This is a genomic window from Paenibacillus endophyticus (assembly GCF_014192395.1).
Taxonomy (GTDB): domain Bacteria; phylum Bacillota; class Bacilli; order Paenibacillales; family Paenibacillaceae; genus Pristimantibacillus; species Pristimantibacillus endophyticus.
This window is the reverse complement of sequence record NZ_JACHXW010000001.1, coordinates 25,225-48,775: the sequence shown is the minus strand read 5'-3', so window position 1 is coordinate 48,775 and position 23,551 is coordinate 25,225. Positions and strand designations below refer to the sequence as shown.

The following is a 23,551-nucleotide window of genomic DNA, read 5'->3' as shown; positions in this document are numbered from 1 at the left end:
TATAAACGTTCCGGTGTTATGTTGTAAGCTTCTGCTCTAATCGTGCAAGCTCAGGGGGGAGATCTGCCTGCCACTCCATCCATTGCTTCGTGATAGGGTGTGTGAAGCCCAAAATTTCGGCATGCAATGCCTGTCTGCCAGCTTCTAGCTCCCACTCCTCAACGCTGCCCTGCTCGGATCCATACATTTTGTCGCCAATCAATGGACAGCCGATGTGCTTCATATGGACGCGAATCTGATGCGTTCTTCCCGTCTCCAGCTTCAGACGGACGGCTGATGCCGGTCTATTGGACGTTTCATTATAGCTCGCCAACGTCTCATAATGCGTGACCGACGGATAGCCCGTTGGCGTGACGATTCGAATATGCGGCCGCTCAGGGTCACGGTCAATCGGTTCATCAACCGTACCCTGCACGGGTGCCGGGCTTCCGTACACATAAGCCCGATAAAGCTTCAAGAAACCGTTCGCCTGCATTTGCTCGGATAGCTGCTGATGCACGTATGAAGTTTTCGCGATTGCCACGAGGCCGGAGGTTTCTTCATCCAATCGATGCACAGGTCTAAATCGTACCTGTTCGCCTCGCTCCTGCCAATGGAAAACAACGCCATTCGCAAGTGTCCCCGTATAATGGCCATGCGTTGGATGTACGATCATACCCGCTGGCTTATTCACAATTAAGAGATCCTCGTCCTCGAACACGATTTGAATCGGAATCGGCTGCGGTAAAATATCCTCCGAAATTTCCCTTAGCATCCTTACGCGAATCATATCGCCGGCAGCAACAGGTGCTGTCGTGTAGGCGCGGACCTCGTTAACCGTCAGTCCGTGCTCCGTCAGCTTCACCTGCGACAGCAGCTTTCGGGAAACGCCAAGCTGCCGCTCCAGAACGGTACGTACCGTTTTGCCATGCTCCGCCTCCCGAACAATCGCTACTAAGGGCCGATAATAAAGCTTTTCGAATGGATCATTCATTTCTTCGGCATCCCAAATACATGTGCGCTTCGCACATATTCGGTGTCATTCACGCCAAGCTTGGCATTCGCGGCTCTTGCCGCTGCAAAGAAAAAGTCAGACAAACGGTTTAAATAACTGAGCACGTCTTGATTGACAGCATGCTCGCCCGCTAGCGTAACGACGCGGCGCTCTGCGCGGCGACAAACCGTCCTGCATACATGCAGCAGAGCAGACACCGAGCTTCCCCCTGGCAGTATGAATCTCGTAATTTCCGGAGCTTCGCTGCTATATTGATCAATCCAGCCTTCTAGACGAAGCGCCGGCTCAGCTGCTATTTTCAAAGGAGCTCCCGGGGCCGCATAAGCAAGATCAGATCCGCAATCAAACAGCTCCTGCTGAATATCGATAAGCAAAGCAGCCATCTCCGCAAGCTCATCATGCTTGCTCGCCTCTGCCGCTGCTTGCCCGACGAAGGAGTTAAGCTCATCAATTGTACCGTATGCCTCGACGCGAGCGTCATCCTTGCGAACTCTCCCGCCAATTAAGGAAGTTTGGCCGCTATCTCCTGTTTTCGTGTATAGTTTCAACCTTTTCAGCTCCTCATCCATTCCCGGATCGTTAATCATGCAAACAGCAGGCCGGATAATCTCCTGACCTGCTGCTCAAGTAAATAAATAGTTCAACCTGGAATTAGCCCTGCTGCTTCAAACGGTGGACAAAGCCGCCGATCCGCTCAAGCGCTTCGGTTAGATTGGTAACGGATGTAGCGTAGGAGCAGCGAAGATGTCCTTCGCCTCCAAGCCCGAATACATCCCCAGGTACTGCGGCTACTCCCGCTTCATCCAGCAGACGCTGTGCGAATTGTTCGCTCGTTAAGCCTGTTGAAACGATGGACGGAAATGCATAGAAGGCTCCTTGCGGCTCATGGCAGTCAAGGCCAATATCCCGAAAGCCCTTTACGACTAAGCGGCGCCGCTGATTATAAGCTTCTACCATGCGGTCCTTCTCTTCCAAGCCGTGCTGAAGCGCTTCAAGAGCCGCATATTGCGCCATGATTGGAGCGCACATCACAGTATATTGATGAATCTTCAGCATCGCCGCGATCAGATCAGGATGGCCGCATGCATAGCCCATCCGCCAACCCGTCATCGCAAACGCCTTCGAGAAGCCGCTGACCAGAATGGTGCGGTCCTTCATGCCCGGCATAGCGGCAAAGCTGACATGCTTCGAGCCGTAGGTCAATTCCGCATATATCTCATCCGAAATAACGACAAGGTCATGCTCCTCCACAAGCTTCGTAATCGGCAGCCAGTCCTCATAGGTCATCGTCCCGCCGGTTGGATTGCTTGGGTAACATAGAATTAGCACTTTCGACTTCGGCGTAATGACCGCTTTTAGCGATTCTGCTTTTAGCTTGAACTCATCCTTGGCATACGTTTCGATGCCTACCGGCTTTCCGCCCGTAAGCGCCGTAATTGGCGAGTATGAGATATAGCAGGGCTCCGGGATCAGAATCTCATCTCCAGGAGCAATGAATGCGCGCAGCGCGAGATCAATCGCTTCGCTTCCTCCAACCGTAACCAAAATTTCGTCCGCAGGATTATACGCTACAGCGAACTGGTCATTTAAGTACTGCCCGATCGCTCCGCGAAGCTCCGGCATACCTGCATTCGAGGTATATTGCGTTTTCCCCGTTTCAAGCGCATAAACAGCCGCTTCCCTTACATGCCATGGCGTAACAAAATCAGGTTCGCCTACGCCAAGCGTTATGACATCCTTGCGCGTGCTGACCAAATCAAAAAACCGGCGGATCCCCGACGGTTTAATGTCCCGAACGAGCGGAGACAAGTAATCGGCCATCGATTGGCGCCGCACAGGTGTGGAGGGTTGTTTCTCTTCGTCTTTAATCATTGCCATCACCCTTTTACGGCGAAACCATCAACCGATGATCCCCTTCATGCTCCTCGAAGATAATGCCGTCCTGTTTGTATTTTTTCAAGATAAAAAACGTTTTAGTCGATAATACCGCATCGATCGGCGATAATTTATTCGAAACAAAAGAGGCAACCTCTTTTAGGTTTTTCCCTTCAACCTCAACCAGCAGGTCGTAAGCACCGGACATGAGATATACGGATTTTACTTCCGGATATAAATAAATGCGCTCAGCGATTCCTTCGAATCCGCGACCGCGTTCTGGTGTTATTTGAACCTCGATAAGTGCCGTTACCTTCTGATCATCAATCTTGCTCCAATTCACAACGGTAGCATACTTCACGATAATATGGTCGTTCTCAAGCTCAGCGATCGCTTGCTTCACTTCCTCTATAGGTACAGCAAGCATAGTAGCGATCAACTCGGCGTCCCTTCGCGCGTCTTCCTTTAGCAGTTCGAGCACTTTCAACTGTAATTCGGTCATTGTATAACTCCTTCCAGTACGACTGCGATTATAAAGAATATTTTACAACTTTTTCGAATCCCGCGCAATCAAAGGCTTTTGGGAAGACGCGGCATTTCCAAGCATCGTCCGCATGCAACAGCTTGTATATTTTCCGATTATTTCCTTGTTATATTTCGATGCTTCCTATTTTTATTTTTGCTGGTTGCCTGCGATTATGATGTTAGCCTTATAAATGAAAGCAACCAAAAAAAGACCCGCTAGGGGTCTTTTCTGCTTACATATAATGCGTCTGTCCGTTTTGCTGTTGCTGGCTTGATTGTTGCATTTGCGGCGTGTATAAGGTTTGGCTTTGCTGGCCGCCTAGCGTTTGCTGTAAAAACTGATTCGTTTTTTGTTTGGTTTGCTGATATTGCTTCGCTTGTTTATCGAGCTCTTGGCGAAGCGCAGGTGAGGCCGTATTATACATATTGGCTTGCTGCATCGCTTGGAACATTTGTCCTTGAAGCGCCAGCGTATTGTCTGTCAGCTTCGTAAACAGCTGGCGAATATCGGGACAAGTCGACTCGGTTGCGGCTGTCGCATATTCGCGAACAATCCTCTTTAAATCAGAGAGAATGCCGCCAGCCAAATCTTCTTCCGTTAAGACGGATTGTTTTTGCTGCTGTTGTTGATACATATCGACTTACCTCCTATGCCTATTATGGAGTTCTTTTATTGCTGAGGCTGCGTGGGAGCCATTTGCTGATGGTGCGAAATCGCATGCAGCAAAGAATCATAATGCTGCTGATGCGTTTGAATCATTTGTGAAGCTAGGCTCGTGAGAGCAGGGGTTGTACCCGTTGCTACCAAGGCTGCACATTGCTTTATTTGAGCATCTTCGTTAGACATAGAGTCTGCAATATACTCCAGCTCTTTCGCTGTCATTGGCTGAATCATCATTCATCCTCCTTGTTTCGTTATGAATTGCTTAAGCACCGCGGACCCATTATTTTCGTGCCAAACGTATTATGAGCTATTTTTCCTTTATTTATGTATCGCTGTTTAATTCGAAATTGCCGGAATGAATGAGCTGAAAGGTTGTTTTAAACTCCACTTGCTCCTCTTTCGGCATCCAATTCTCTCCTTTGCAGTGCTGCTTCCAATAGGCGTTATGGTATCGGTAAAGATGATGCTCGAGACCGAACACATCCATTCCCTTCGCCTGTCCCTTGCGATACGTTTCTAACAGCTGCTGCTGAGTCTTCTCTGCCACCGCTGTCTCTACCTGGGACTGCGCCACTCCAACCTGCATCTCTGACATATCTCCACCCATTTTCACAGCGAGTATAAAATGAGGAACTCCGTTCTTGAAAGTAACGTTTATTTTCGCTTTGGAGGAGGTGACCGTTACCGTTGCCGTGCCGTTGTTGACTTTCACTCCGAATAAAAAATGCTCAAATTCCGGATTTATCCATCTTAGCCCTTCTGCCTCCGGCTCCGGCATAAATCCTATATACCTAAACTCCCGATATACAAAGACGCCGTCGATAAATTGTATTTTAAGCGGCTGTTTTTTTCTTTTCCAATAATCCTTATTAGCCGAAAGTGATGGAACTGTCGTCGTCATAGCTGGTTCATTTAAGGATTGCACAGCCAACTGAAGAGCATGCGGACGAATGAAGCTTCTTTGAACATTAAGAGGGGCAGGCATGTACATAATGCTATTCAACGGCGATTGGTCAAAAAAAGTATCGGTCGTAAAAAGATCATCGATCGGGGATTTTGTCCCAAACAATATAGAAGTATACCTGGAAGCCCTTTGACGATTGAGACCATCCATAATATCCTCCATATGCGTCATCGCCCTTTCTTGCACGATGACAGATTTCAAATGCTCCAAGCTAAGAATCGCTTGCCCTGCCTTCGTCAGATCATTTAATGCAAGCAGGATGGAATCCCCTTTGCCTTTGCCGATCCAAACAGGGTTCGGGTCGGGCTGAATCGATTCCGTCTTCGCAATTAACCCGAACTTGATCATTTGGGCGTAAACCTCGTAATGCCCCTCCTTGAAATCAATGCCAAGCGATGAGATATAGCTCATGTCCTCGAGGTTGATTTCATCCCAGCAACCTTGGAGCAGAAAGGAGCTTAATAGCACGCCAAGCAGCGCCGTCCGCTTCGCTCTTTGACGTCGCAGCATCATCCACCGGGAAAGCATCACTTGTCCCTCCTTCCGCTTCGCAGCTTCCAAGGCAGCTGTATAAGCGCAGGAATAAGCTGCTTTAAGCGAAATGGTGCAAGCGGCTCTAAATAGGACCTTCCAAACGATTCAAGCGTGCATAAATAAATGATGACCGCGAAGGTGCCTACAAAGAAACCGAAAATACCTAGGACTGAGGAGCAAAAAAGAACGAAATAACGAATAACGCTGACCGAACCGCTTAATGATTGATTGACAAGCGTGAACGTAGAAACGGCAGTTACAGCGGCCATGACCAGCATGGTCGGCGAGGTCATTCCCGCTCGTATCGCAGCATCTCCCACAATTAAGCCCCCGACAACAGAAACGGTCTGTCCGACTGCTCTTGGCAGCCTCACCCCCGCCTCTCGAAAAAGCTCGAACATCGTAAGCATCATGAACATCTCCATGGTTGCAGACAAAGGCAAGCCAATCCTGGATATGGTAATGGTTGCAAGCAAGGTAAACGGAATTTGATCCGTATTGAATGCAGACAAAGCAATCCAGAATCCAGGCAGACAAATGGAGAAGATGAGGCCAACAAATCGCAGCAGCCGCTCCATCGATACGTAATAAAAAGGCAGATGTGCATCCTCGGGCGACTTGATAAGCAATAACAATGTTCCAGGCGCAATCAGTGCGGAAGGCGAGCCGTCCAGCAGAATCGCTACCTTCCCTCGCAGCAGTGACTGTACGACATAGTCCGGCCTTCCTACATATTCAACAAGCGGAAATAAAGAGAGACGGCGATCCGACAATAGCTCCTCCAGCTGGCTGCCGCCTGTTATGGACGGAACTTCAATTCGGCTAAGTCTTCTTCTCGCTTCTTCTACAAGCTCAGGCTCCGCAATGCCATCCATGTAGATCAACGCGATTTCCGTTAAAGATTCACTGCCGAGCCGATTGTATTCAACCTGCATATCCGGAGTGCGGAGACGCTTGCGTACCAGTGCAACATTCGTGGCCAGCTGCTCTACAAACCCGTCACGCGGACCTCTGATCGATACCTCCATCGTAGATTCCTCAGGACTTCTGCCCGGCTGATCAGCAATGTCGTACTCATATAGCCCCTCTAAATTCTCGAATGAAAGGATCACGCTGCCTGCAAACAATCGAGCAAATAAATTGCTGCCGTCTGGTCCGCTCTCTAATTTACTGAACAGCATACTGGGTTTATGGATATCCGTCTTGGTGTCTTTCGGGAAAGCTCTAAGCTGCTCCGCCCATTGCTCAAGCTGGGGAAGCAGGCCCAGCTGCATCTGCTGGTTATCGATCAAGCCATCACAGTAAAACAAAATCACCTCTAACGGTCCGTGGACGTCCAGCGTTTGCCTATATTCAATCACGTCATGGCAGCCTGCTAAATAGCTTCTGAACTGATCTACATTCATGTCATGGCCATCCGCATTCCCTTTCCATTCTTGCCGGACGATATGTTTCATGTCTGCTCTGCCTCCTCCGAGCCGTTTATCGCGATACGTGTATTTCCTTTCGCTCTCTTTCCCTTTTTAAAGAAGGAGACGAACCAAATGATGCTGGTTAATGCAATGACAAATACTCCGACGTGCTGAAAATAAACCATGAACAACTCTTTAATGAAAATCATATGGTTGATACCAATACCTGAAGCGATGAGGATAAGCACTCCCAACACCGCAGATGAAAGCCACTTTCTTCTCAATCGCCGCATCGGTCCGAACTCGGATAAAATATGTATGGATAACGATATTCGAATGAGCGCTCCGGACATCCATTGATAGATCGCAAAAAAATCAACATGCTCGAAATATTTGCCAATCGACACCAATCTCCACTGCGAAAAAGCGGGATAACGGAGATCTTCCGCTTCCTCCGGCCCGAATTGGGTAATGGCTCCCGTCACAGGCCCAATCGTCAGCAATGCCAAAAATAGGACGAGTACAATGAAATGCCAGCGTTTGAATGTCCCTTTCACATGGTGCTGAATAAATAGCAGACCAAACAGCTCGCAAGATGAGGTCACGCAAAACAACACACCATGCAAAACGGGCATCGGTCCTCTCTCAAGCATTGGCAACAAGTAATGGTAGTCCTTATGCGGCATGTTGGCTGACATGACGAAATCGCCCAGCAGTACTACAATCGGCAATAATATACAGCTAACATAGGCAATCACTCTTAGCCCGGATATAGAGGCAAACATGCATAGTCCTAAGAACACCGTACACACAACAATCGAAGGGGTGTTTGGCAGGTAGGTTGTGGCGGTCCAAGAGGCCGTCGTAATGAGCGTCTCGAGCGCCGTGCATAATTGGACAAGCAGCAACATGCCGATTAGGAATGCTGCCAGCCACCGAGGAATATATTCCGCGAGCCACTTGTCGATAGCCATCCCATTCATTCGTTTTAAAGTTCCATATATAGGTAGCAATACCCATGGCAAAACAATAGCGAGCTCTGCTAACACCGATATCCACGCGTCACGTTTGGCAACATCAAGCAGCAACGGAACCACCAATACATGATTCACGAGACCGACAGACAAAATCAGCATAAACATGGCGGGTAAAATGCCAAATGGTTTTATCTTCATTACCAATCACTTCCTTACACAGTAATGTTCCCTTATTGCCATTCATAATGCATCCAAATTTCGTTTTTACATGAGAGTGTAAACGGCAGTCGCCGCCCTCTGTGGCAAAAGCAGTCGTTTCGCGGAGATATATAAGCACATTCAGATGTGAAAACCTATAAATTCTTATAGATCAAAAAAAGATGCTTAAGCCGTTTGCCGGCAAAGCATCTTCTTGTTTTAAGGAATATGAACGGTTTTGACATGATCAAAATGAAGGAAAACAGCATTCCCGCTGGCATTTGCCAGCTCTATCATATTTTGATCGACACTTTTGAGCACGCCGATCTTGTTCGAATTCTCGCCTAAATCAAGAACTACAAATTCTCCGATAAGCTTGCGAAGCTGTTGATCGAGGGTTCTTGCCAGTGTTAGCGGGGATGGCTTCAGAGGGAACTGCTCAGGTGTCAACGTATAAGGAGTAACATTCGGTGTATACGGAATTAAATATTTCATATGATGCAGCGAAACGATTACCGTATGGTAAACGGGCGAGTAGAAAACGAAGAAATCGTTCATTACGGTTGTTAGATAGCCATGTATAGACTGGTTTCCTGTAATATAAATTTCCGAGAACATGCCTTTGGCGTTCATCAACATTTTGCGATACGAAACAGGCTCGTTATAGGGCTCAAAAGGTGTCTCCGGGACTTCGTATATTTCTTCAGCCTCTCTTGTAGAGAGCCGAAGCTGCTGCAAGTGAATAAGCGGAATATAAAGAAATTGCGTTCCGTTGTGCAGCACTAAAATATCTTGACCAAATTCAATCAGTTTACCTCGTATAGGCGCTACTTTTCCTGAAATCTCCAATTCGACCTGCCGGTCAAGCAGCGGATGACGGGTTTTCATGCAATCAACCTCCTCTCATCCGATTAGGATTGAGCCAGACAAAGGATCAACACTTTGTCTGGCAACAACCATTAGCCTTACTTAACCGACCGACGTGGAGCCTTGGAAACCATTTTGACAGAAGCTGCGTTTGCACGGTTTTTTCCACCGCTGCGGTTGCCTTGCGATTTGTTGCTTTTGTTTTCGTTTTTGTTGTCGTTTTTGTTGTCGTTTTTGTTGTCGTTTTTGTTCTTGTTGCTGTCGGAATTGTTTGCTGTGCTGTTGTTGCCGCCCGAACGGCCGCAGTTCACTTCTTTAATCGTCTTGATATGGTCGATTTGAATTTGAATGGCTTCTCTGCCTGATACAAGCAGAACGGAGTTGTTGTTTACTTGAGCTAAGAAGCCTTCTACCCGCTCAGGTCCGCCCCAGTTGATTTGTACGAACGTTTGATTCAATGCACGGATAACCCCACGGAAATTATTCGCTTTGATAAAGCTAGGGTCGCGGTGTCCGCTTTTATGACCGCCGCTTTTGTTTCCTCCGCTCTTTCCGCCGCTTTTGTTGCAAGCTACTTCAGTAATGCTTTTAACATGACTTTTAGCTACATAAACAACGCCTTCTCTTGTGTTCACTACGAGATAATCGCTTTTTACTGCAAGAAGCTTGCCTTGAATGGAATCCGGGCCTCCGCGGTTGATTTTCACGTTTTTGCCTACCAAGCTTTGAAGAAAATCATCGTTTTGTCCATTGCCATTGCTTCTATGACATCTGTGATTGTTATTCGAATCCATTTGACCAGCAACGTTCTGATTGTTACAGCAATAACTCATAAATAAATCCCTCCGATAATATCATTAGTAGATTGGGGCCTTACCGAGAAAACGACATCTGACTGAACGCTATCCTTCTGTTCTTCTAGCTTTGCATCCCTCCCACGCGTCTTTCACTCCATCTATCATGATGCTCGATATGTAATATATTTATATGTATCCCCTATAGTAGCGGTACTAGATTACTATCTATTTATTTAAAGTTGTGCCTTTTGTCATTACTAGAAATAGAGTCATTACGGACATATATACGATACTGGTAAACATATCGTCATTTGCAGTTCCGAGGCTGTGACCATCTGGGCATGTGCTGAATACGGTAATAAGATCAAAAGCCTATCGTTATGAGGTGGGCTGTATCTTTTGCCACGGGAGATGATGGAATGGCTGCTGCCTTGCCTGTGCGTACGATTCGGATCACAGACTCAGACTTGCAGGAAATTAAGGGGAATGCATGGGGGAAAGACTTCAAGCCGGCTGAGCTCGGAATGGATGAGCATACGTACAAAGCAGAATTCGGCTTGCGGGGAGGCCATACGCGCAACTATGCCAAAAAATCCTATGAGGTTCGGCTGGAAGATGGCAGAACGCTGCATTGGAATGCCGAGTATGATGACCCATCCATGATACGCAATGCGCTTTCCTTTCACTTTTTCAATACCATCGGCGTGCCTTCGCCTCGAACAAACCATTTCTGGTTAATCATCAACGGGATTGCGCAAGGCGTTTATTTGGAAATCGAAGCCGTTGATTCGCTCTTCTTTGAGAAACGAAGCATTCGCAGCAAGTCATTGCTCTACGCAGTGAATGACAGTGCTGATTTCAGCTTAATCGACCCGGTAACGAAGGATAGGAAGCCTTCATTATTTGACGGCTATGAGCTTATGAAAGGAAAAACGGGGACAAAAAGCAGGCTGGTGTCGTTTATTCGAGGCTCGAATCGTTTATCGGGAGAGAAGCTGCACAAACATACCGCAAGAAGACTCGACATATCCCAATACTTATTGTGGCTAGCCGGAGCGGTATTAACGGGAAACTATGATGGATTTGATCAAAACTATGCTTTATATGAGCATGTGCCAAGCGGGAAATACAGAATGATTCCATGGGATTACGAGGGAACTTGGGGAAGAAATTGCTATGGGAAGCCCTGCGGAAGCGATCTCGTACGGCTGCAAGGCTACAATACGTTGACAGAAAAGCTGTTTACGCTTCCTGCTTGCCGCAGAAAATACAAGTCCATTATGAAAGGGCTGCTGAAAACCGATTTCACATTGGAGAAGCTTGAGCCCGTTATGTCCAGCATGCATGAGAGCCTATCTCCAGCGATTCGGAGCGACTATACAAGAAAGGCAAGCTACGATACGTTTCTATCGGAGCCTGCCTTCTTCCGCACCTATATTCAAGAGCGGCGCATCATTGTGAAGCGTTCGCTGCAGGAATGGACATAAGAGCGGCCCATGACTAATTTAAAAGATATCCATGCTCATGTAGCGTTCTCCCGTATCCGGCGCAATGCAGAGCACGCGTTTTCCGGTACCAAGCCGCTTTGCGATTTGCATGGCTGCCCATACGGATGCACCGGAGGAAGGCCCTAGCAGGAGGCCTTCTCTTGTGGCAAGGTCCCGCATCGTCGTTAGTGCATGATCATCGGACACTTGAATAATCTCATCATAAACCGAAGTGTTAAGAATGGCCGGCACGAATCCGGGACTTGTTCCAACCAGCTTATGCGGTCCCGGAACACCGCCTGATAATACGGGAGACCCCTGAGGCTCCACAACCGCCACATAGAGATTCGGCATCGCTTCCTTGAGCGCTTCTCCTGTACCGGTTATCGTCCCCCCAGTGCCTGCCGTTGCAACGAACGCATCAAGCTTGCCATCCATTTGCTCCACAATTTCAACGGCAGTCGTTAACCGATGAATATGCGGGTTCGCTTCGTTCTCGAATTGATTCGGAATATAGCTGCCGGGACGGTCTGCTTGAAGCTCTTCTGCTTTGCGAATAGCGCCAGGCATTCTTTCTGCGGCTGGGGTGAGTACAACCTCCGCTCCGTAGGCCTGCAGCAGCTTAATCCGCTCCGCAGTCATATTATCCGGCATGACTAGAATCATTTTGTAGCCTCTTGCTGCCGCGTTCATAGCGAGTCCAATGCCAGTATTGCCGCTTGTTGGCTCAATTATGGTATCACCTGGCTTGATTAATCCCCTTTGCTCCGCATCATTGATGAGAGACAGGGCGGCTCGATCCTTGACGCTTCCGCTCGGATTAAATCGCTCCAGCTTGACGTATACCTCGGCGCTTCCCTCTTCCGGCAGGCGTCCCAGCCTTACGACCGGCGTATTTCCAATCAATTGCGTAATATCGTTCACGATTCTAGGCATTGTAAGTCCTCTTCTCCACTTATGTTAAGCGCTTTGCTGCTTCAAGAACGGCTTCATAAACCACCAGCCCGCAATCGGAACCACCCCGACTGCGAACAGAAGCCATGTAATGGCGGTTGTCGAATGATTAAGCGGCAGTACGATCAAATATGATGATAAACCAATGACTCTTCCGAGTACGAGGCCCGCTTCTCGCAGCACAATAAACTCTTCCCGCTCCCGTGCGCTCTCTTCGGATTGCCCAATCAGATCGAAAACTCGCGAGGTCATCGGAATAATATAAAACGGCATAAAAAGCGACGTTCCGATACCGAACATCAGCAGCGTGCCATAGGTTACTTTCCAGAACAGCGGCAAAATGACGATTCCGATCATTACGGCTCCGAGAAGCATGGCCCGTTTGCGATTGTTCTGATTAAGCCTCTTTCCGATGAACCAAAAGCTGACAAGCGCGACAAGAGAAGTAATCAGCGAAAACGTGCCAAGTTTGCTCTCGTTTTGGGTAGCTATATAGACGGTAAGTCCCACAAGAAACATAAAAACCCCCTCGCGTACGCCCTGCGCCGCTATCGCAGGAAACATGCGCCGCCAAGGATTTCCTTTCTGCCTGAGCTGCCGCCAGCCATGCAGCCAGCTGTAGCTGCCTTCCGCATGCCGCTTCTTAAGCCAAAAGCTCAACACGACGCTAATTGCGAATATAACGAGAGATATCGTGAAAATGAGCCGATACCCTTTCTCGCCTTGCATGGAAGTAATGAGCAAGCCTGACACCCATGGCGCTATAATGCCTGCCGCCGATCCCAGCAATCCGGCCCAGCCATTGTATCGATCGCGATTATCGGGATCGGTCACCTCGAAATAAACCACATTGAATGCGATCCAAAAAAAACCGAGCGCCATACCATTCAAAAGCCCTAGTGGCACATAATAAAGCTTTGCTTGCGTACCAAGCAGCAGAACGGTGCAATAAAAAACGCCTGATAATACGATGCCTGCACGCAGGCTGTTCATTTTGTTATGCTCTTTCACCCATTTGCCCGCGACCCAAAATGTTAATCCACTCATTACATATTGGCCCATGGTGAACCAACCAATCAAGGAATAGGACTGGCTTGCTTTCCATAAGTACACGGGAACAAACGTCCCTGACAGAGCATTCGCAACGCCGTACAGCGCTTGAACGATGAGCAATAAAACAGCTTGTTTGTCTAAGGTTTTGGCCAAAACGATTCCTCCTGCCAAAAAGGAAGGACCTGTTTGCCATGTCCTTCCCTTCGCGTTTCCGAATTACGTTTTGTAAGATTCCCTCTTTCCGCACAAGCCATGCCCGACCATTTTATCCAGCCGCAGCTACTCGTTTGGCGTTAGCCGCTTCAGCATTTGCTCCCGGTCGCTTTGACTTAGCAGTGTGGACGTGTGGTAACAGGCAGGACAGACATACAATGCAAGCTTGAACGGAGTCGTAAGCACTGGTCCGCCAAGTGAAGGAGCGATTCTTGCCTCGAATTGCTGCTCGCCTACGAGCTGTACGCCAGCCTCAATCATATAGGAGCGGCAAACCGGACATTCCGGCACCTCGTCTTGATCGTCGAGCACCCGCTGTACGGTTTCCTCTACGGCAAATCGAGCCGTATCGGCGCTGCGGTAACCATCATCCTCTTGCAGCCAGCGTTTATGGCCAGGATCATCGGAATCATGCTCCTGCTCATCTTCATCCCACTCTTCTTGGTCCGAATCAGAGTCGTTTTGCTTCGCAGCTCGGTGCGTATCATTAATTTTCAACGCTTGGACTGCTCTTTCATGCTCGTCAGCTTCTACCTCATCCTCGTCATAGCCAAGCTCTATCGTCCGGTATGCGCTTAACTCATTGTCGCAATGAGGACAATGCGATTCAGGACCGATTTCCTCATCCCATACGATTTCTGTCAAACACCATGGGCAAATCAAATGCTCTTCCATTGTTTGTCTTCCCCTCTAATTGTTCAATAGATAAACGACGCCAAATGCAAAAAACAAAATAGCGACGACGATTAAAATTTTCCATAATACATTCAAAATGATTTCCTCCGGATTATATAATGACCGTTGCTCCGATGACATAGGATAGCGATACCGAGATAATCATCGCAATAAGTCCCACCGCGCGATTATCGCGGGCGATTTCATCATCAATTCGGAATACAGGCGTTAGAAACTCGAATAAGAAATATGCGGCCATCAGAATAACGAACCCAAAAGCTCCCCAGATGAGGCTTTGATAAACCGAATCATTCGATTCAATGGAGAACCTGAATATATTGCATATGCCAAATATTTTCCCGCTCGTCGCCATTGCAACGGCTACATTGCCCTTCTTGATTTCGCTCCAGCATTTGTATCTGGTCACAAGCTCAAAACAAGATAAAAAGACGATAAGGGACAAGACAGTCACTGACACATAAACGAGCGAGGCTGCGTAAGGATTGCTTAGCAGATTATCGACTTCATTACTCATTTCCTGTTCCTCCATATCAGGCGATCTTGGGCACCTGACGGCTGCAGGCTATTTCAGTTCCGCAACCGTCACGCCAACGCCGCCTTCGCCATAGTTGCCGAGCCTGAAGCTTTTGACATGGCTGTGCCTGCGCAAATATTGCTGAATGCCGGTGCGGAGCACTCCCGTGCCTTTGCCATGAATGATGGCAACCTGTGCGAGTCCCGACAAGAAAGCCTCATCCAAAAAGCGGTCTACCTCTAGAATCGCTTCTTCCAGGTTATCGCCACGCAAATCCAGCTCCATTTTGAAATTCTCTTCTTTGGAGCGCTTAAGGGTGGCAGATTGCTTCGGCTGCTGCGTTTTCGTGGAAGCTGACGCCTTCAAGAGCTCCAGATCATCAAGCGCAACCTTCATTTTCATAATGCCCAGCTGAACAGTAGCATCCGATCCGTGGATTTCCACGACCGTCCCCTTCTGGTTCAGGCTGTACACCGTTACTTCGTCTCCTGCTTCAATCTTGGCAGCCTTCGCTGCGGTTTTGGTACCGCCGCGTTTGGATTTCTGCAGCTCCGGTGCTGCTTCATCCAGCTTGCGGCGCGCTTCGATCAGCTTGTGCTCCTTAACCGAGGCTCCTTCTTCCATCGCAAGCTTACGCAAATCGGCAATAATTTGCTCCGCTTCGCGCTTCGCCTTCATGACAGCTTCACGCGCTTCCTCCTGCGCTTTCAGCAGAAGCTTTTCCTTCTGCTCCTCGAACCGTTCGCGATCTGCTTCGTGGCGCGCACGGAGCGTTTCCATCTCGCGGCGCAGCGATTCTGCCGTTTGGCGCTCGGTTTCCGCTCCCAAACGATTCTCTTCAAGTGATGCAATCATGTTCTCAACCCGTTGATCCTCTTCGCTTACCTCGCCTCTTGCATGTTCAATAATCGTGCGGGGAAGTCCGAGCCGTTCAGCAATTGCGAACGCATTGCTTCGTCCCGGCACGCCGACAAGCAGGCGATAAGTAGGACTAAGCGTAGCGACATCGAATTCCATGCTCGCATTAATGACTCCCTTGCGATTATAAGCGTATGCCTTCAGCTCGCTGTAATGCGTTGTTGCTACGATACGGCTATCCATTGCATGCACATGCTCAAGAATCGCGATCGCAAGGGCTGAACCTTCAGCAGGATCGGTACCCGCTCCAAGCTCATCGAGCAGCACAAGGCTCTTCGAGGTCATCGTGCCCAGAATGCGGATAATGTTCTTCAGATGGCTTGAGAATGTGCTTAAGCTCTGTTCAATGCTTTGCTCATCGCCAATATCGGCATAGATGGCATCGAATACGCAAAGCTGGCTTCCGTCCTCTGCCGGAACGAATAAACCGGACATTGCCATTAAGCTAAGCAAGCCAATCGTTTTCAAGGAGACCGTCTTGCCTCCCGTATTCGGCCCCGTTACGATAATAGCCGTGTATTGATTGCCGAGCTCAACATCAATAGGTACGACAAGCTCAGATGCGATCAACGGATGGCGGCCGCGTTTGAGCTTAAGAAATCCTCTGTCATTCATACGCGGCTGCGTCGCTTTCATGCCATGGGCAAGTCGTGCCTTCGCATAAGCGAAGTCAATACGACCCAGCAGATCCATATTAAAGATCAAATCCTCGACGTAATCCGAAGCAAGGGCGGTAAGCTTCTGCAATATTTTTTCAATTTCGCGCAGCTCGCCAGCCTTTAGCTCACGCAGCTTATTGTTCATGGCGACGATTGCTTCCGGTTCAATGAAAAGCGTTGCACCGGAACCGGATTGGTCATGCACAATGCCGCCGAAGTGAGAGCGGTACTCTTGTTTTACGGGAATTACATACCGATCGTTTCGCAGCGTGACGATGGCGTCCTGCAGCATCTTTTGGACGGAGGACGAACGAACCATTTGATCCATTTTCTCGCGGATGCGTGATTCGCCGTTTCTCAGCTCGCGCCTGATGGATGCGAGCTCAGCGCTTGCGCTGTCCATGACCTCTGCTTGATCGTCAATGCAGTCGAATATCGCGTCCTCAAGCTGCTTATGCTCACTGATTTGGTCTGCAATTTGCTGCAGCATCGGAATCGGATGATCCTCATGAAGCAAGCCGATATGTTTCTTTACGCGGCGTCCGCCTCTGGAGGTAGCCGCGATGTTAAGCAGCTCTTCGGGGTTAAGCGTACCCCCGATGCGGGCGCGATGAAGCGGCGCAGTAATGTCAACAACGCCTCCGAACGGTGCGCTGCCCTTCAAGCGGTCTGCCGCATAGGCCTCGTCAGTTAGCTGCAGCGTTGCTTTGACCGTTTCCAAGTCCGACAGCGGCTGAAGCGCTTCTGCAATCGTTTTCCCGAGGGATGTTGCCGCATGCTGTGACAATCTATGTATGATTTTGGGATATTCAAGTGTCGTCAAAATTTTGGTGTCCAACAAATAACACTCCTCTCGCCTTCCTATTATAGCCGAACCGCGGCTGCGATGCACGATCTGAACCTTTGTTTCATACATAAATGATGCGCATTTGGTCACAATAGTATTGAACGAGCTTTCTTACAATGCAGCTTTCGCTACAAACGGCGAAAAGATCCAGCTTGGCTGAGGTTTTCTCGCACAATAAAAGGAGGTTTGCGCAATGACTTTTTTAGGACATGTCATCCGGTTTATCGTGGCCGCGCTGGTGTTAATGCTGGTAGGGTTTATCGTGCCCCAATTTAGCGTAGGCGGTTTCTGGAGCGCCTTTTTTCTTGCTCTTGTTATCGCCGCTCTTGGCTGGGTTATTGAAGGGATATTTGGCAAGAGGGTTACCCCCTTCGGCCGCGGCATCGTCGGCTTTATCGCCAGTGCAGCCGTCATTTGGATCGCTCAGTTTATCGTAGGCGGCGTTAGCGTCACGCTGCTCGGCGCAATATTGGCTGCGCTTGTCATCGGTATCATCGATTTGTTCATCCCGGTGAGCACACCGTATGAAGCAGGCAGACGCGACCGCAATTAATGAATCAGCTTCCATGCAAAAAAAGCCCTTGATCGCCTTCCAAAGCGTTCAAGGGCTGCTTTTTGCGATTAGGAGCTTTACCTGATTTCATCATACATTCACAGCTTATTCAAAAGTTTGCCATATGGTCATGTCTGCAATGTCCGGAATTTAGGCTACAATAGAAATAACTCGGCCTTGCAGCACATGCCGGGAATAGAAGGGGGAAACTTACTCATGAAAAAATGGTTACTATTTGCAAGCGCGCTTTGCCTTGTATTTGTCCTCGCGGCTTGCGGAGCAAATACCGCCAAAGAAGACAACAAGGAAGCTAACACTACTGCCGCAGACAGCGGTTCAGCGTCCGATCTAGTCGTAACCGCATCCAACTGGAAGTTCGACCAAAAGGAATATAAGATCAAAGCCGGTGAAACGGTCAATCTTAAATTGGATTCCGTTAGCGGCCTGCACGGCTTGCAAATCCAAAAAACCGACTATCAGATTGCAAACGGCAAAACCGTTGCCGTTAACATAAGCGAGCCAGGCAGCTATGAGATGATCTGTACGGTACCATGCGGCACTGGCCACAGAGAAATGAAAGCTACGCTGGTTGTTGAGTAATTGAAAGAGAATGAAAGCAAGGGCTGTGCCGCGGATCTCATCGATCAGCCGCACAGCCCTTGCTCTTTCCATCCGTTAAACTGTAATCGCTTCACACTTTGTTTCACGCTACCCCTTAACGGCTCCGACCGTCATGCCGCCGACAAAATATTTTTGCAGGAATAGAAAGGCTACGAGCAGCGGCAGCGCACAAAGGAAGCAAGCCGCGAACAGCACATTCCACTGCGTCGGATTTTGCTGATCCCCCAGAAAGCCGAGCATAGCCAAGGGCAGCGGAGATTCAGCGGCTCTGGAAATGAAGATCATATTAAAGAAGTAGTCATTCCATATCCATACGCCTTGCGTAATGATAACCGACACCGTAACCGGCAGGAGCAGTGGGAATACGACAAGCCAGAACCTGCGGAACAACCCGGCCCCATCGATATGGGCAGCCTCCTCAACCTCCTCAGGCACGCCGCTCCTAATGAAGCCTGTGTACAGAAACGTAGAGAACGGCAGGCTGCATGTGATAAACATCAGAATCGGCGTATATTGCGACGTCGGGATATGAAGCGAGTTAATCATCTGCACAATCGGGATAAGCACCATTTGGGAAGGTACGACTAAGCCCGATAGGAAAAATAGATACAGGAACTTGCTCCATTTGGACTGGAGGCGAGCCATCGGGTACGCAGCCATAGCCGCCAGCAGCACGACTACAATGACCGATATGCCGGTAAGGATAATGCTGTTCATAAGCGCTTGCGGGAAATGCATTCTCTCAAACGCTGTACGGTAGCTCGCAAAGGATATTTCGCTGAATAATTGAAGCGGATTGGCATTGTTGTTCGGATCGCGCAGCGAAGTCGACAACGCAATAATGAGCGGAATTAAATTAACAGCCATGACGATAATAACCGAAAGCTGCACGAGCGTCTTTTTGGTCAAGGAACCGATGGTCATGCCGACACCTCCCGTTTGTTCATGCGGATAACGAAAGCGGCCGTCAGAACAATAATCAGGGCAAAGGAAATAACGCCTAGCGCCGATGCCTTGCCGAACAGCTGCTCCGTAAAGGCCATCTTGTAAATGGAATAAATCAACGTATTGGTAGACGTGCCTGGACCGCCGTTTGTCATAATGAATGGGAAATCGAACGCCTTCAAGCCATTGATCAGACTTAATGTTACATTAATCGTGATCGCAGTCGCGAGCAGCGGCAGCTTTACATGCTTCAATAGGCGCCAAGGGCCGCAGCCATCCATTTTCCCCGCTTCAAGCAAATCATTCGGTACCGTTTGGAGACCTGCAAGGAAAATAATCATCGTTGTACCTATGTTTTTCCAAATTTCAACAAAAATAATGGCATATAATGCGGAGGAATAGCTGCCTAGAAAATTCAGATTGTCGTCGTTGATGCCGAATTTATCTAGGAAGGACGAGATCATGCCGTAATCAGGCATATATACGTAGCTCCAGATGAATCCGACTACAATTGCGCTGAACAAAGTCGGAATATAAGCCAAGGAGCGGTAAATCCCTTTTCCTCTAATTTTCATATTTAGGAGCAATGCGAGCGCAAGGCCGATAATATTGCCTAGCACGACCGTGACGAGCGTATAGATCAACGTGTTTTTGACGGAAATACCGAGTGTATCTCCATTAAAGAGAGCCTTGTAATTATCCAGACCGATGTAGTTGTAAGCCTGCGAAAAGCCGTTGTAGTCCGTGATGCTGTATTGAAACAATCTTAAAATCGGAAAAATCCAAAAAATCAGGTAGAAAACGAGTGCCGGTATTGCAAAAAAGTACATTGTTTTTTTCATTACAGTCGAATTCATGTTGCTCCATCCTCTCCGGCTAACCTCATACCGGCGGGGAAGACGGCTGTCTTCCCCCCGCTGCTGCTACCCTTTAATCAAAAAATTATTTGTTTTTCCAAAGCTCTTGGAACTTCTCATCCATCGCCTTCGCCACATCTTCCGGCGTCGCTTTTTGACCGCCGATAATTTCAGCAAACTTCGATTGCATCACATCGGAAACGCCAGCCGGCCACATTTGGTTGCTGAAGTATACCGAGTTGCCGTTCGTTTGATAGTTATCATTCACCGTTTTGAACAGCTCATTAATAAGCGGAACGTCTTTATAGACGCTGATCGAGCTGTTGGCGGCAACAAATGCTTTGAACAAATCCGATTCTCCGTCAAACAGATAGTTCAAAATTTCTTTCGCAGCATCCAGATTATTCGATTTGGCATTGATGCCATAGCCGGCAGCTGTCGCCGCAGAGACAAAAGTTGGCTTGCCTGCCTCGTTGCCGGGAAGTGAATCGAATCCGCGGGTAAACTCAGCAGCGCCTTTCGACGTCATGGAAGCGTAATCCCAAGTGCCCGTGAATGTCATCGCTGCTTTGCCGTCAATGAACAATTGGGAAGCCTGCGCGCTGCCTACTCCAAGCGAGTTTTTCACGACATAGCCTTTGTCATAAAGCTCTTTGTACATCGAAATGGTTTTTACCCATTTCGGATCATTCAGTGATTTCTCGCCGTTTTGCACCTTTACGTCAAAGTCCATCTCATCTGGGTAAACTACGTTCGCCGCAATGGGATACATGCCGAATTGAATCACCCAAGGATCTTTATCGCCAAGCACGATTGGAGTTATGCCCGCATCCTTCAGCTTCTGGCATGCTTCAAGGAAAGAAGCCCAATCTTTCGGGAATTCGGTTACGCCTACTTGCTCCAGCATTTCCTTGTTATAGTAGACGCCCAGGTAATCCAAGCCTTTCGCTACGGCATAAGGCTTGCCTTCATAAGACATATCATCTTTCGCACCCGTTCCGATGTTGTCCCAGAATGTCAGATCGGACAAGTCGGCCGTAAAGCCTGCTTTCGCGAAATCTATAACGCCGCCGGCTGCATTTTTAGGGAAAACCAAGAAAATATCAGGTCCTTGCCCCGCTGCCAGCTTCGTGCGAACGGAAGTGTTGTATTGATCATCCGGAAGCTTCTGCACTTCTAGCGTGATGTTCGGGAACTTCTCTTTCACGAGGCGCGGAAGCGTCTCTAGTTCAAAATCTTCGCCTTCCGATGCTTTATTGCCGGACAACATCATGGTCAGCGTAATCGGCTCGGATGAAGCTGCTTCTTCCTCTTTATTTCCCGAATCGTTTGCGCTGTCCGTCGCGGCCGGTGTATTGGTCGCATTCGAAGCTCCGTTATTGGAACCGCAGGCACTGAGTAGAACGAAACAAAATACTAGAATTGCGAGTCCCATTGTTTTAACCGATTTCATTGTACAATTCCCCCTGTTTTCATTGTTTGTGTCGCAGGCTGGCTCTCTCCTGCTTTTCATGAAACGCTATTGCCTTGAGCACACTTTTATAATAATGTGAGAAACAGTATAAATGCTTTGGCTCATTTGGTGCACTATTTTTAGATTAGACAAACGAGGAGGATACGTGTATGCTCTTTTTTAATATTAAAACCAAGCTGTTTCTCGTGCTTGTCCTAGTGTCCATTGTGCCCATTATTGTGGTTAGCGTAAGCTCTTACCGCAGCTACACCAAGCTTGTCAATGAACAGACCTCGCTTGTCGCTTCAACAACGATCAACAACTCGGTGAAAAGCATTGAGGATATTTTGCAAAATATTGACCGAATCTCGATTACGGTGCAGCAGCAATCCTCAACCGCAACCGCTTACACTACCGTTAGCGACGAGCTCAGAAAGCTGCGCAACACGAATGACCAATACGAAATATTCATTACTCGAGCTAAGCTGAAGCTTATTTTCGAGAATATTTTATTGGGTTATAATTACATTAATGGTATTTATCTTTTTATGCCTGATGGGAAATTCATTAGCTACGGCAACGGAACAGATCTTATGGTCGACTACGTTCCTTTCGCTGACGATTGGTACAAGCAGACTATTGCAAGCAAAGGCGACCTGTTCATCGGCGAGGTTGAAACAAAGCCCTACATCATTAATGCGAAGCCTTCCATCGGCTTTTCAAGAGCGCTTTATGATCCCAATTCCAATGAATTTCTTGGCGTATTCATGCTGGATTGCAGCATGAACATCTTCGCCGGGGTGAACCGGAATCCCGCTCCAAGCATCTCCAATATTTACTTGGCGAATGAGAAAGGGAAAATATTGTTTGACGGCACCAACAGTCTCTCCGGTGAAGATCTGCCAGAAGAGCTTCTAAGCAAGACACTTGCCATGGCGGGCACCAAGCAGCAGTTCAACGATGCCAAGAGCTTAACGGTTATCCAAACGATTCCGAGCAATAACTGGAAAGTTATCGCCAACATTTCCGTCGCCAAGGTCTATGAAGAGTACGGAATCTCGCAGAAGCTTATCATTTACGTTTCGGTTTCATGCGCCGTCATCTTCCTGCTCCTTTCCTTCTTCTTGTCCAATTTAATTACGAAGCCGATCATACAGCTGACGAAGGTTATGCGCAGGAATAAGGCAGAGCGTATCGTCACGATCAAAGCCGACAACAAAAGAGTCGACGAAATCGGCATACTGTACCATGAATTCGACAAAATGATGAAGGATATCGATACGCATATCCGCGAGAGCTACCAAAACAGGATCCTCACGATGGACTCGCAAATGAAAGCGCTTGAAGCTCAAATCAACTCGCATTTCCTGTACAACACGCTTGAGTCCATTAACAGCATCGCCGAGATCGAGGAGGTCGAAAGCATCGTTGTCATGACGAAAGCGCTGGGCGATATGTTCAGGTACAGCATCAAAACCGATAGCGAGCTAGTAGCTGCTTCCGAGGAAATTCAGCATGTAGACAACTACATGGCGATTCAGCAAATCCGATACGGCGATAAAATTACGTTCAACAAACAGATTGACGAGCAAATCTTGCAGGTCAACATGCTGAAGCTTCTTTTGCAGCCGCTCGTAGAAAACGCCATTTATCACGGTTTAGAAAACAAACGGGGCAAAGGCAGCATCACCATAAAAGGCTATCAGCGCGAAGAAATGGTCTTTTTCGAAATTTGCGATGACGGAGTCGGCATGTCGCACGAGCAAGTTTCAGAGCTTAGGCTGCTGCTGTCCCAGCCTGCTGAATTTTCTGCGATCGGACAACGGTCAAGGCAAAGCATCGGCATTAAAAACGTACATTCCAGGCTGGCGCTTTATTATGGCTTGGAGAACGGCCTGACCGTCACTAGCGAGAAAAACATGGGCACCACCGTCAAAATTGCCGTTCCGTCTAAATGGGAGAAGAGGTGACAAC

23 protein-coding genes are annotated in these 23,551 nt (G+C 48.3%); 4 read left to right on the top strand and 19 right to left on the bottom strand.

Annotated elements, in window-relative coordinates:
- Positions 1–16: 16 nt before the first annotated feature.
- The 11 genes from FHS16_RS00175 to FHS16_RS00125 all read right to left on the bottom strand — a co-directional run bounded on the left by FHS16_RS00175 (position 17) and on the right by FHS16_RS00125 (position 9,843).
- Entirely contained in the window at positions 17–973 is a 957-nt protein-coding gene (locus tag FHS16_RS00175) for an RluA family pseudouridine synthase (protein ID WP_183557198.1), read from the bottom strand.
- A complete protein-coding gene (locus FHS16_RS00170; RefSeq protein WP_183557195.1) occupies positions 970–1,542 on the bottom strand; it encodes a cob(I)yrinic acid a,c-diamide adenosyltransferase in 573 nt (190 codons plus the stop codon). Before FHS16_RS00170 ends, FHS16_RS00175 begins: the two co-directional genes overlap by 4 nt.
- Before the next feature lie 103 nt (positions 1,543–1,645).
- Complete coding sequence (locus FHS16_RS00165; protein ID WP_183557192.1) at positions 1,646–2,866, bottom strand: aminotransferase class I/II-fold pyridoxal phosphate-dependent enzyme; 1,221 nt, start codon at positions 2,864–2,866, stop codon at positions 1,646–1,648.
- 13 nt (positions 2,867–2,879) lie between these two features.
- Positions 2,880–3,371, bottom strand: coding sequence for an Lrp/AsnC family transcriptional regulator (locus FHS16_RS00160; protein ID WP_183557190.1), 492 nt, complete (start codon positions 3,369–3,371; stop codon positions 2,880–2,882).
- Between the two features lie 256 nt (positions 3,372–3,627).
- On the bottom strand, positions 3,628–4,029 hold the full coding sequence (locus tag FHS16_RS00155; RefSeq protein WP_183557186.1) for a spore coat protein: 402 nt from the start codon (positions 4,027–4,029) through the stop codon (positions 3,628–3,630).
- Positions 4,030–4,064: 35 nt separating this feature from the next.
- Entirely contained in the window at positions 4,065–4,289 is a 225-nt protein-coding gene (locus FHS16_RS00150; RefSeq protein WP_183557183.1) for a hypothetical protein, read from the bottom strand.
- A gap of 91 nt (positions 4,290–4,380) precedes the next feature.
- On the bottom strand, positions 4,381–5,550 hold the full coding sequence (locus tag FHS16_RS00145) for a Ger(x)C family spore germination protein (protein ID WP_183557180.1): 1,170 nt from the start codon (positions 5,548–5,550) through the stop codon (positions 4,381–4,383).
- On the bottom strand, positions 5,550–7,013 hold the full coding sequence (locus tag FHS16_RS00140) for a spore germination protein (RefSeq protein ID WP_183557177.1): 1,464 nt from the start codon (positions 7,011–7,013) through the stop codon (positions 5,550–5,552). The genes FHS16_RS00145 and FHS16_RS00140 overlap by 1 nt, the downstream gene beginning before the upstream one ends.
- Positions 7,010–8,143 (bottom strand): GerAB/ArcD/ProY family transporter, encoded by a 1,134-nt coding sequence (locus FHS16_RS00135; RefSeq protein ID WP_183557174.1) that lies wholly within the window; start codon positions 8,141–8,143, stop codon positions 7,010–7,012. Before FHS16_RS00135 ends, FHS16_RS00140 begins: the two co-directional genes overlap by 4 nt.
- A 219-nt stretch (positions 8,144–8,362) precedes the next feature.
- On the bottom strand, positions 8,363–9,031 hold the full coding sequence (locus tag FHS16_RS00130; RefSeq protein WP_183557172.1) for a YwrJ family protein: 669 nt from the start codon (positions 9,029–9,031) through the stop codon (positions 8,363–8,365).
- 77 nt (positions 9,032–9,108) lie between these two features.
- Positions 9,109–9,843, bottom strand: coding sequence for a DUF2642 domain-containing protein (locus FHS16_RS00125; RefSeq protein ID WP_183557168.1), 735 nt, complete (start codon positions 9,841–9,843; stop codon positions 9,109–9,111).
- Between the two features lie 383 nt (positions 9,844–10,226).
- Between FHS16_RS00125 and FHS16_RS00120 the strand changes: the two genes are divergently transcribed.
- Complete coding sequence (locus FHS16_RS00120) at positions 10,227–11,294, top strand: CotH kinase family protein (RefSeq protein WP_183557166.1); 1,068 nt, start codon at positions 10,227–10,229, stop codon at positions 11,292–11,294.
- An 18-nt stretch (positions 11,295–11,312) separates the two neighbouring features.
- On the opposite strand, the gene cysK is transcribed toward FHS16_RS00120, so the two are convergent.
- From cysK to FHS16_RS00095, 5 genes are all read right to left on the bottom strand, one after another.
- The gene (cysK, locus tag FHS16_RS00115; RefSeq protein WP_183557164.1) at positions 11,313–12,230 is read right to left on the bottom strand and encodes a cysteine synthase A; all 918 of its coding nucleotides are present in this window, start codon (positions 12,228–12,230) and stop codon (positions 11,313–11,315) included.
- Between the two features lie 24 nt (positions 12,231–12,254).
- Positions 12,255–13,454, bottom strand: a complete 1,200-nt coding sequence (locus FHS16_RS00110) for an MFS transporter (protein ID WP_183557162.1) — start codon at positions 13,452–13,454, stop codon at positions 12,255–12,257.
- A 126-nt stretch (positions 13,455–13,580) separates the two neighbouring features.
- Positions 13,581–14,189, bottom strand: coding sequence for a hypothetical protein (locus FHS16_RS00105; protein WP_183557160.1), 609 nt, complete (start codon positions 14,187–14,189; stop codon positions 13,581–13,583).
- Between the two features lie 112 nt (positions 14,190–14,301).
- The gene (locus FHS16_RS00100) at positions 14,302–14,724 is read right to left on the bottom strand and encodes a DUF350 domain-containing protein (protein WP_138752566.1); all 423 of its coding nucleotides are present in this window, start codon (positions 14,722–14,724) and stop codon (positions 14,302–14,304) included.
- Between the two features lie 48 nt (positions 14,725–14,772).
- Positions 14,773–17,139 carry an endonuclease MutS2 gene (locus FHS16_RS00095; protein ID WP_183557158.1) on the bottom strand — a complete coding sequence of 789 codons (2,367 nt, stop codon included), beginning with the start codon at positions 17,137–17,139 and terminating at the stop codon, positions 14,773–14,775.
- 202 nt (positions 17,140–17,341) lie between these two features.
- Here FHS16_RS00095 and FHS16_RS00090 point away from each other — a divergent pair, with 202 nt between their 5' ends.
- Positions 17,342–17,701 carry a phage holin family protein gene (locus tag FHS16_RS00090; protein WP_183557157.1) on the top strand — a complete coding sequence of 120 codons (360 nt, stop codon included), beginning with the start codon at positions 17,342–17,344 and terminating at the stop codon, positions 17,699–17,701.
- Positions 17,702–17,917: 216 nt separating this feature from the next.
- Positions 17,918–18,301, top strand: coding sequence for a cupredoxin domain-containing protein (locus FHS16_RS00085; protein WP_183557154.1), 384 nt, complete (start codon positions 17,918–17,920; stop codon positions 18,299–18,301).
- A 108-nt stretch (positions 18,302–18,409) separates the two neighbouring features.
- Here FHS16_RS00085 and FHS16_RS00080 read toward each other — a convergent pair whose 3' ends face one another.
- The 3 genes from FHS16_RS00080 to FHS16_RS00070 form a co-directional block, all read right to left on the bottom strand.
- Entirely contained in the window at positions 18,410–19,246 is an 837-nt protein-coding gene (locus FHS16_RS00080; protein ID WP_183557151.1) for a carbohydrate ABC transporter permease, read from the bottom strand.
- Positions 19,243–20,124: a carbohydrate ABC transporter permease gene (locus FHS16_RS00075; RefSeq protein WP_183557149.1), complete on the bottom strand. Its 882-nt coding sequence runs from the start codon at positions 20,122–20,124 to the stop codon at positions 19,243–19,245. Before FHS16_RS00075 ends, FHS16_RS00080 begins: the two co-directional genes overlap by 4 nt.
- Before the next feature lie 85 nt (positions 20,125–20,209).
- Positions 20,210–21,577, bottom strand: coding sequence for an ABC transporter substrate-binding protein (locus FHS16_RS00070; RefSeq protein WP_183557146.1), 1,368 nt, complete (start codon positions 21,575–21,577; stop codon positions 20,210–20,212).
- A 170-nt stretch (positions 21,578–21,747) separates the two neighbouring features.
- Between FHS16_RS00070 and FHS16_RS00065 the strand changes: the two genes are divergently transcribed.
- On the top strand, positions 21,748–23,547 hold the full coding sequence (locus FHS16_RS00065) for a sensor histidine kinase (protein WP_183557144.1): 1,800 nt from the start codon (positions 21,748–21,750) through the stop codon (positions 23,545–23,547).
- The last annotated feature ends 4 nt before the right edge of the window (positions 23,548–23,551 follow it).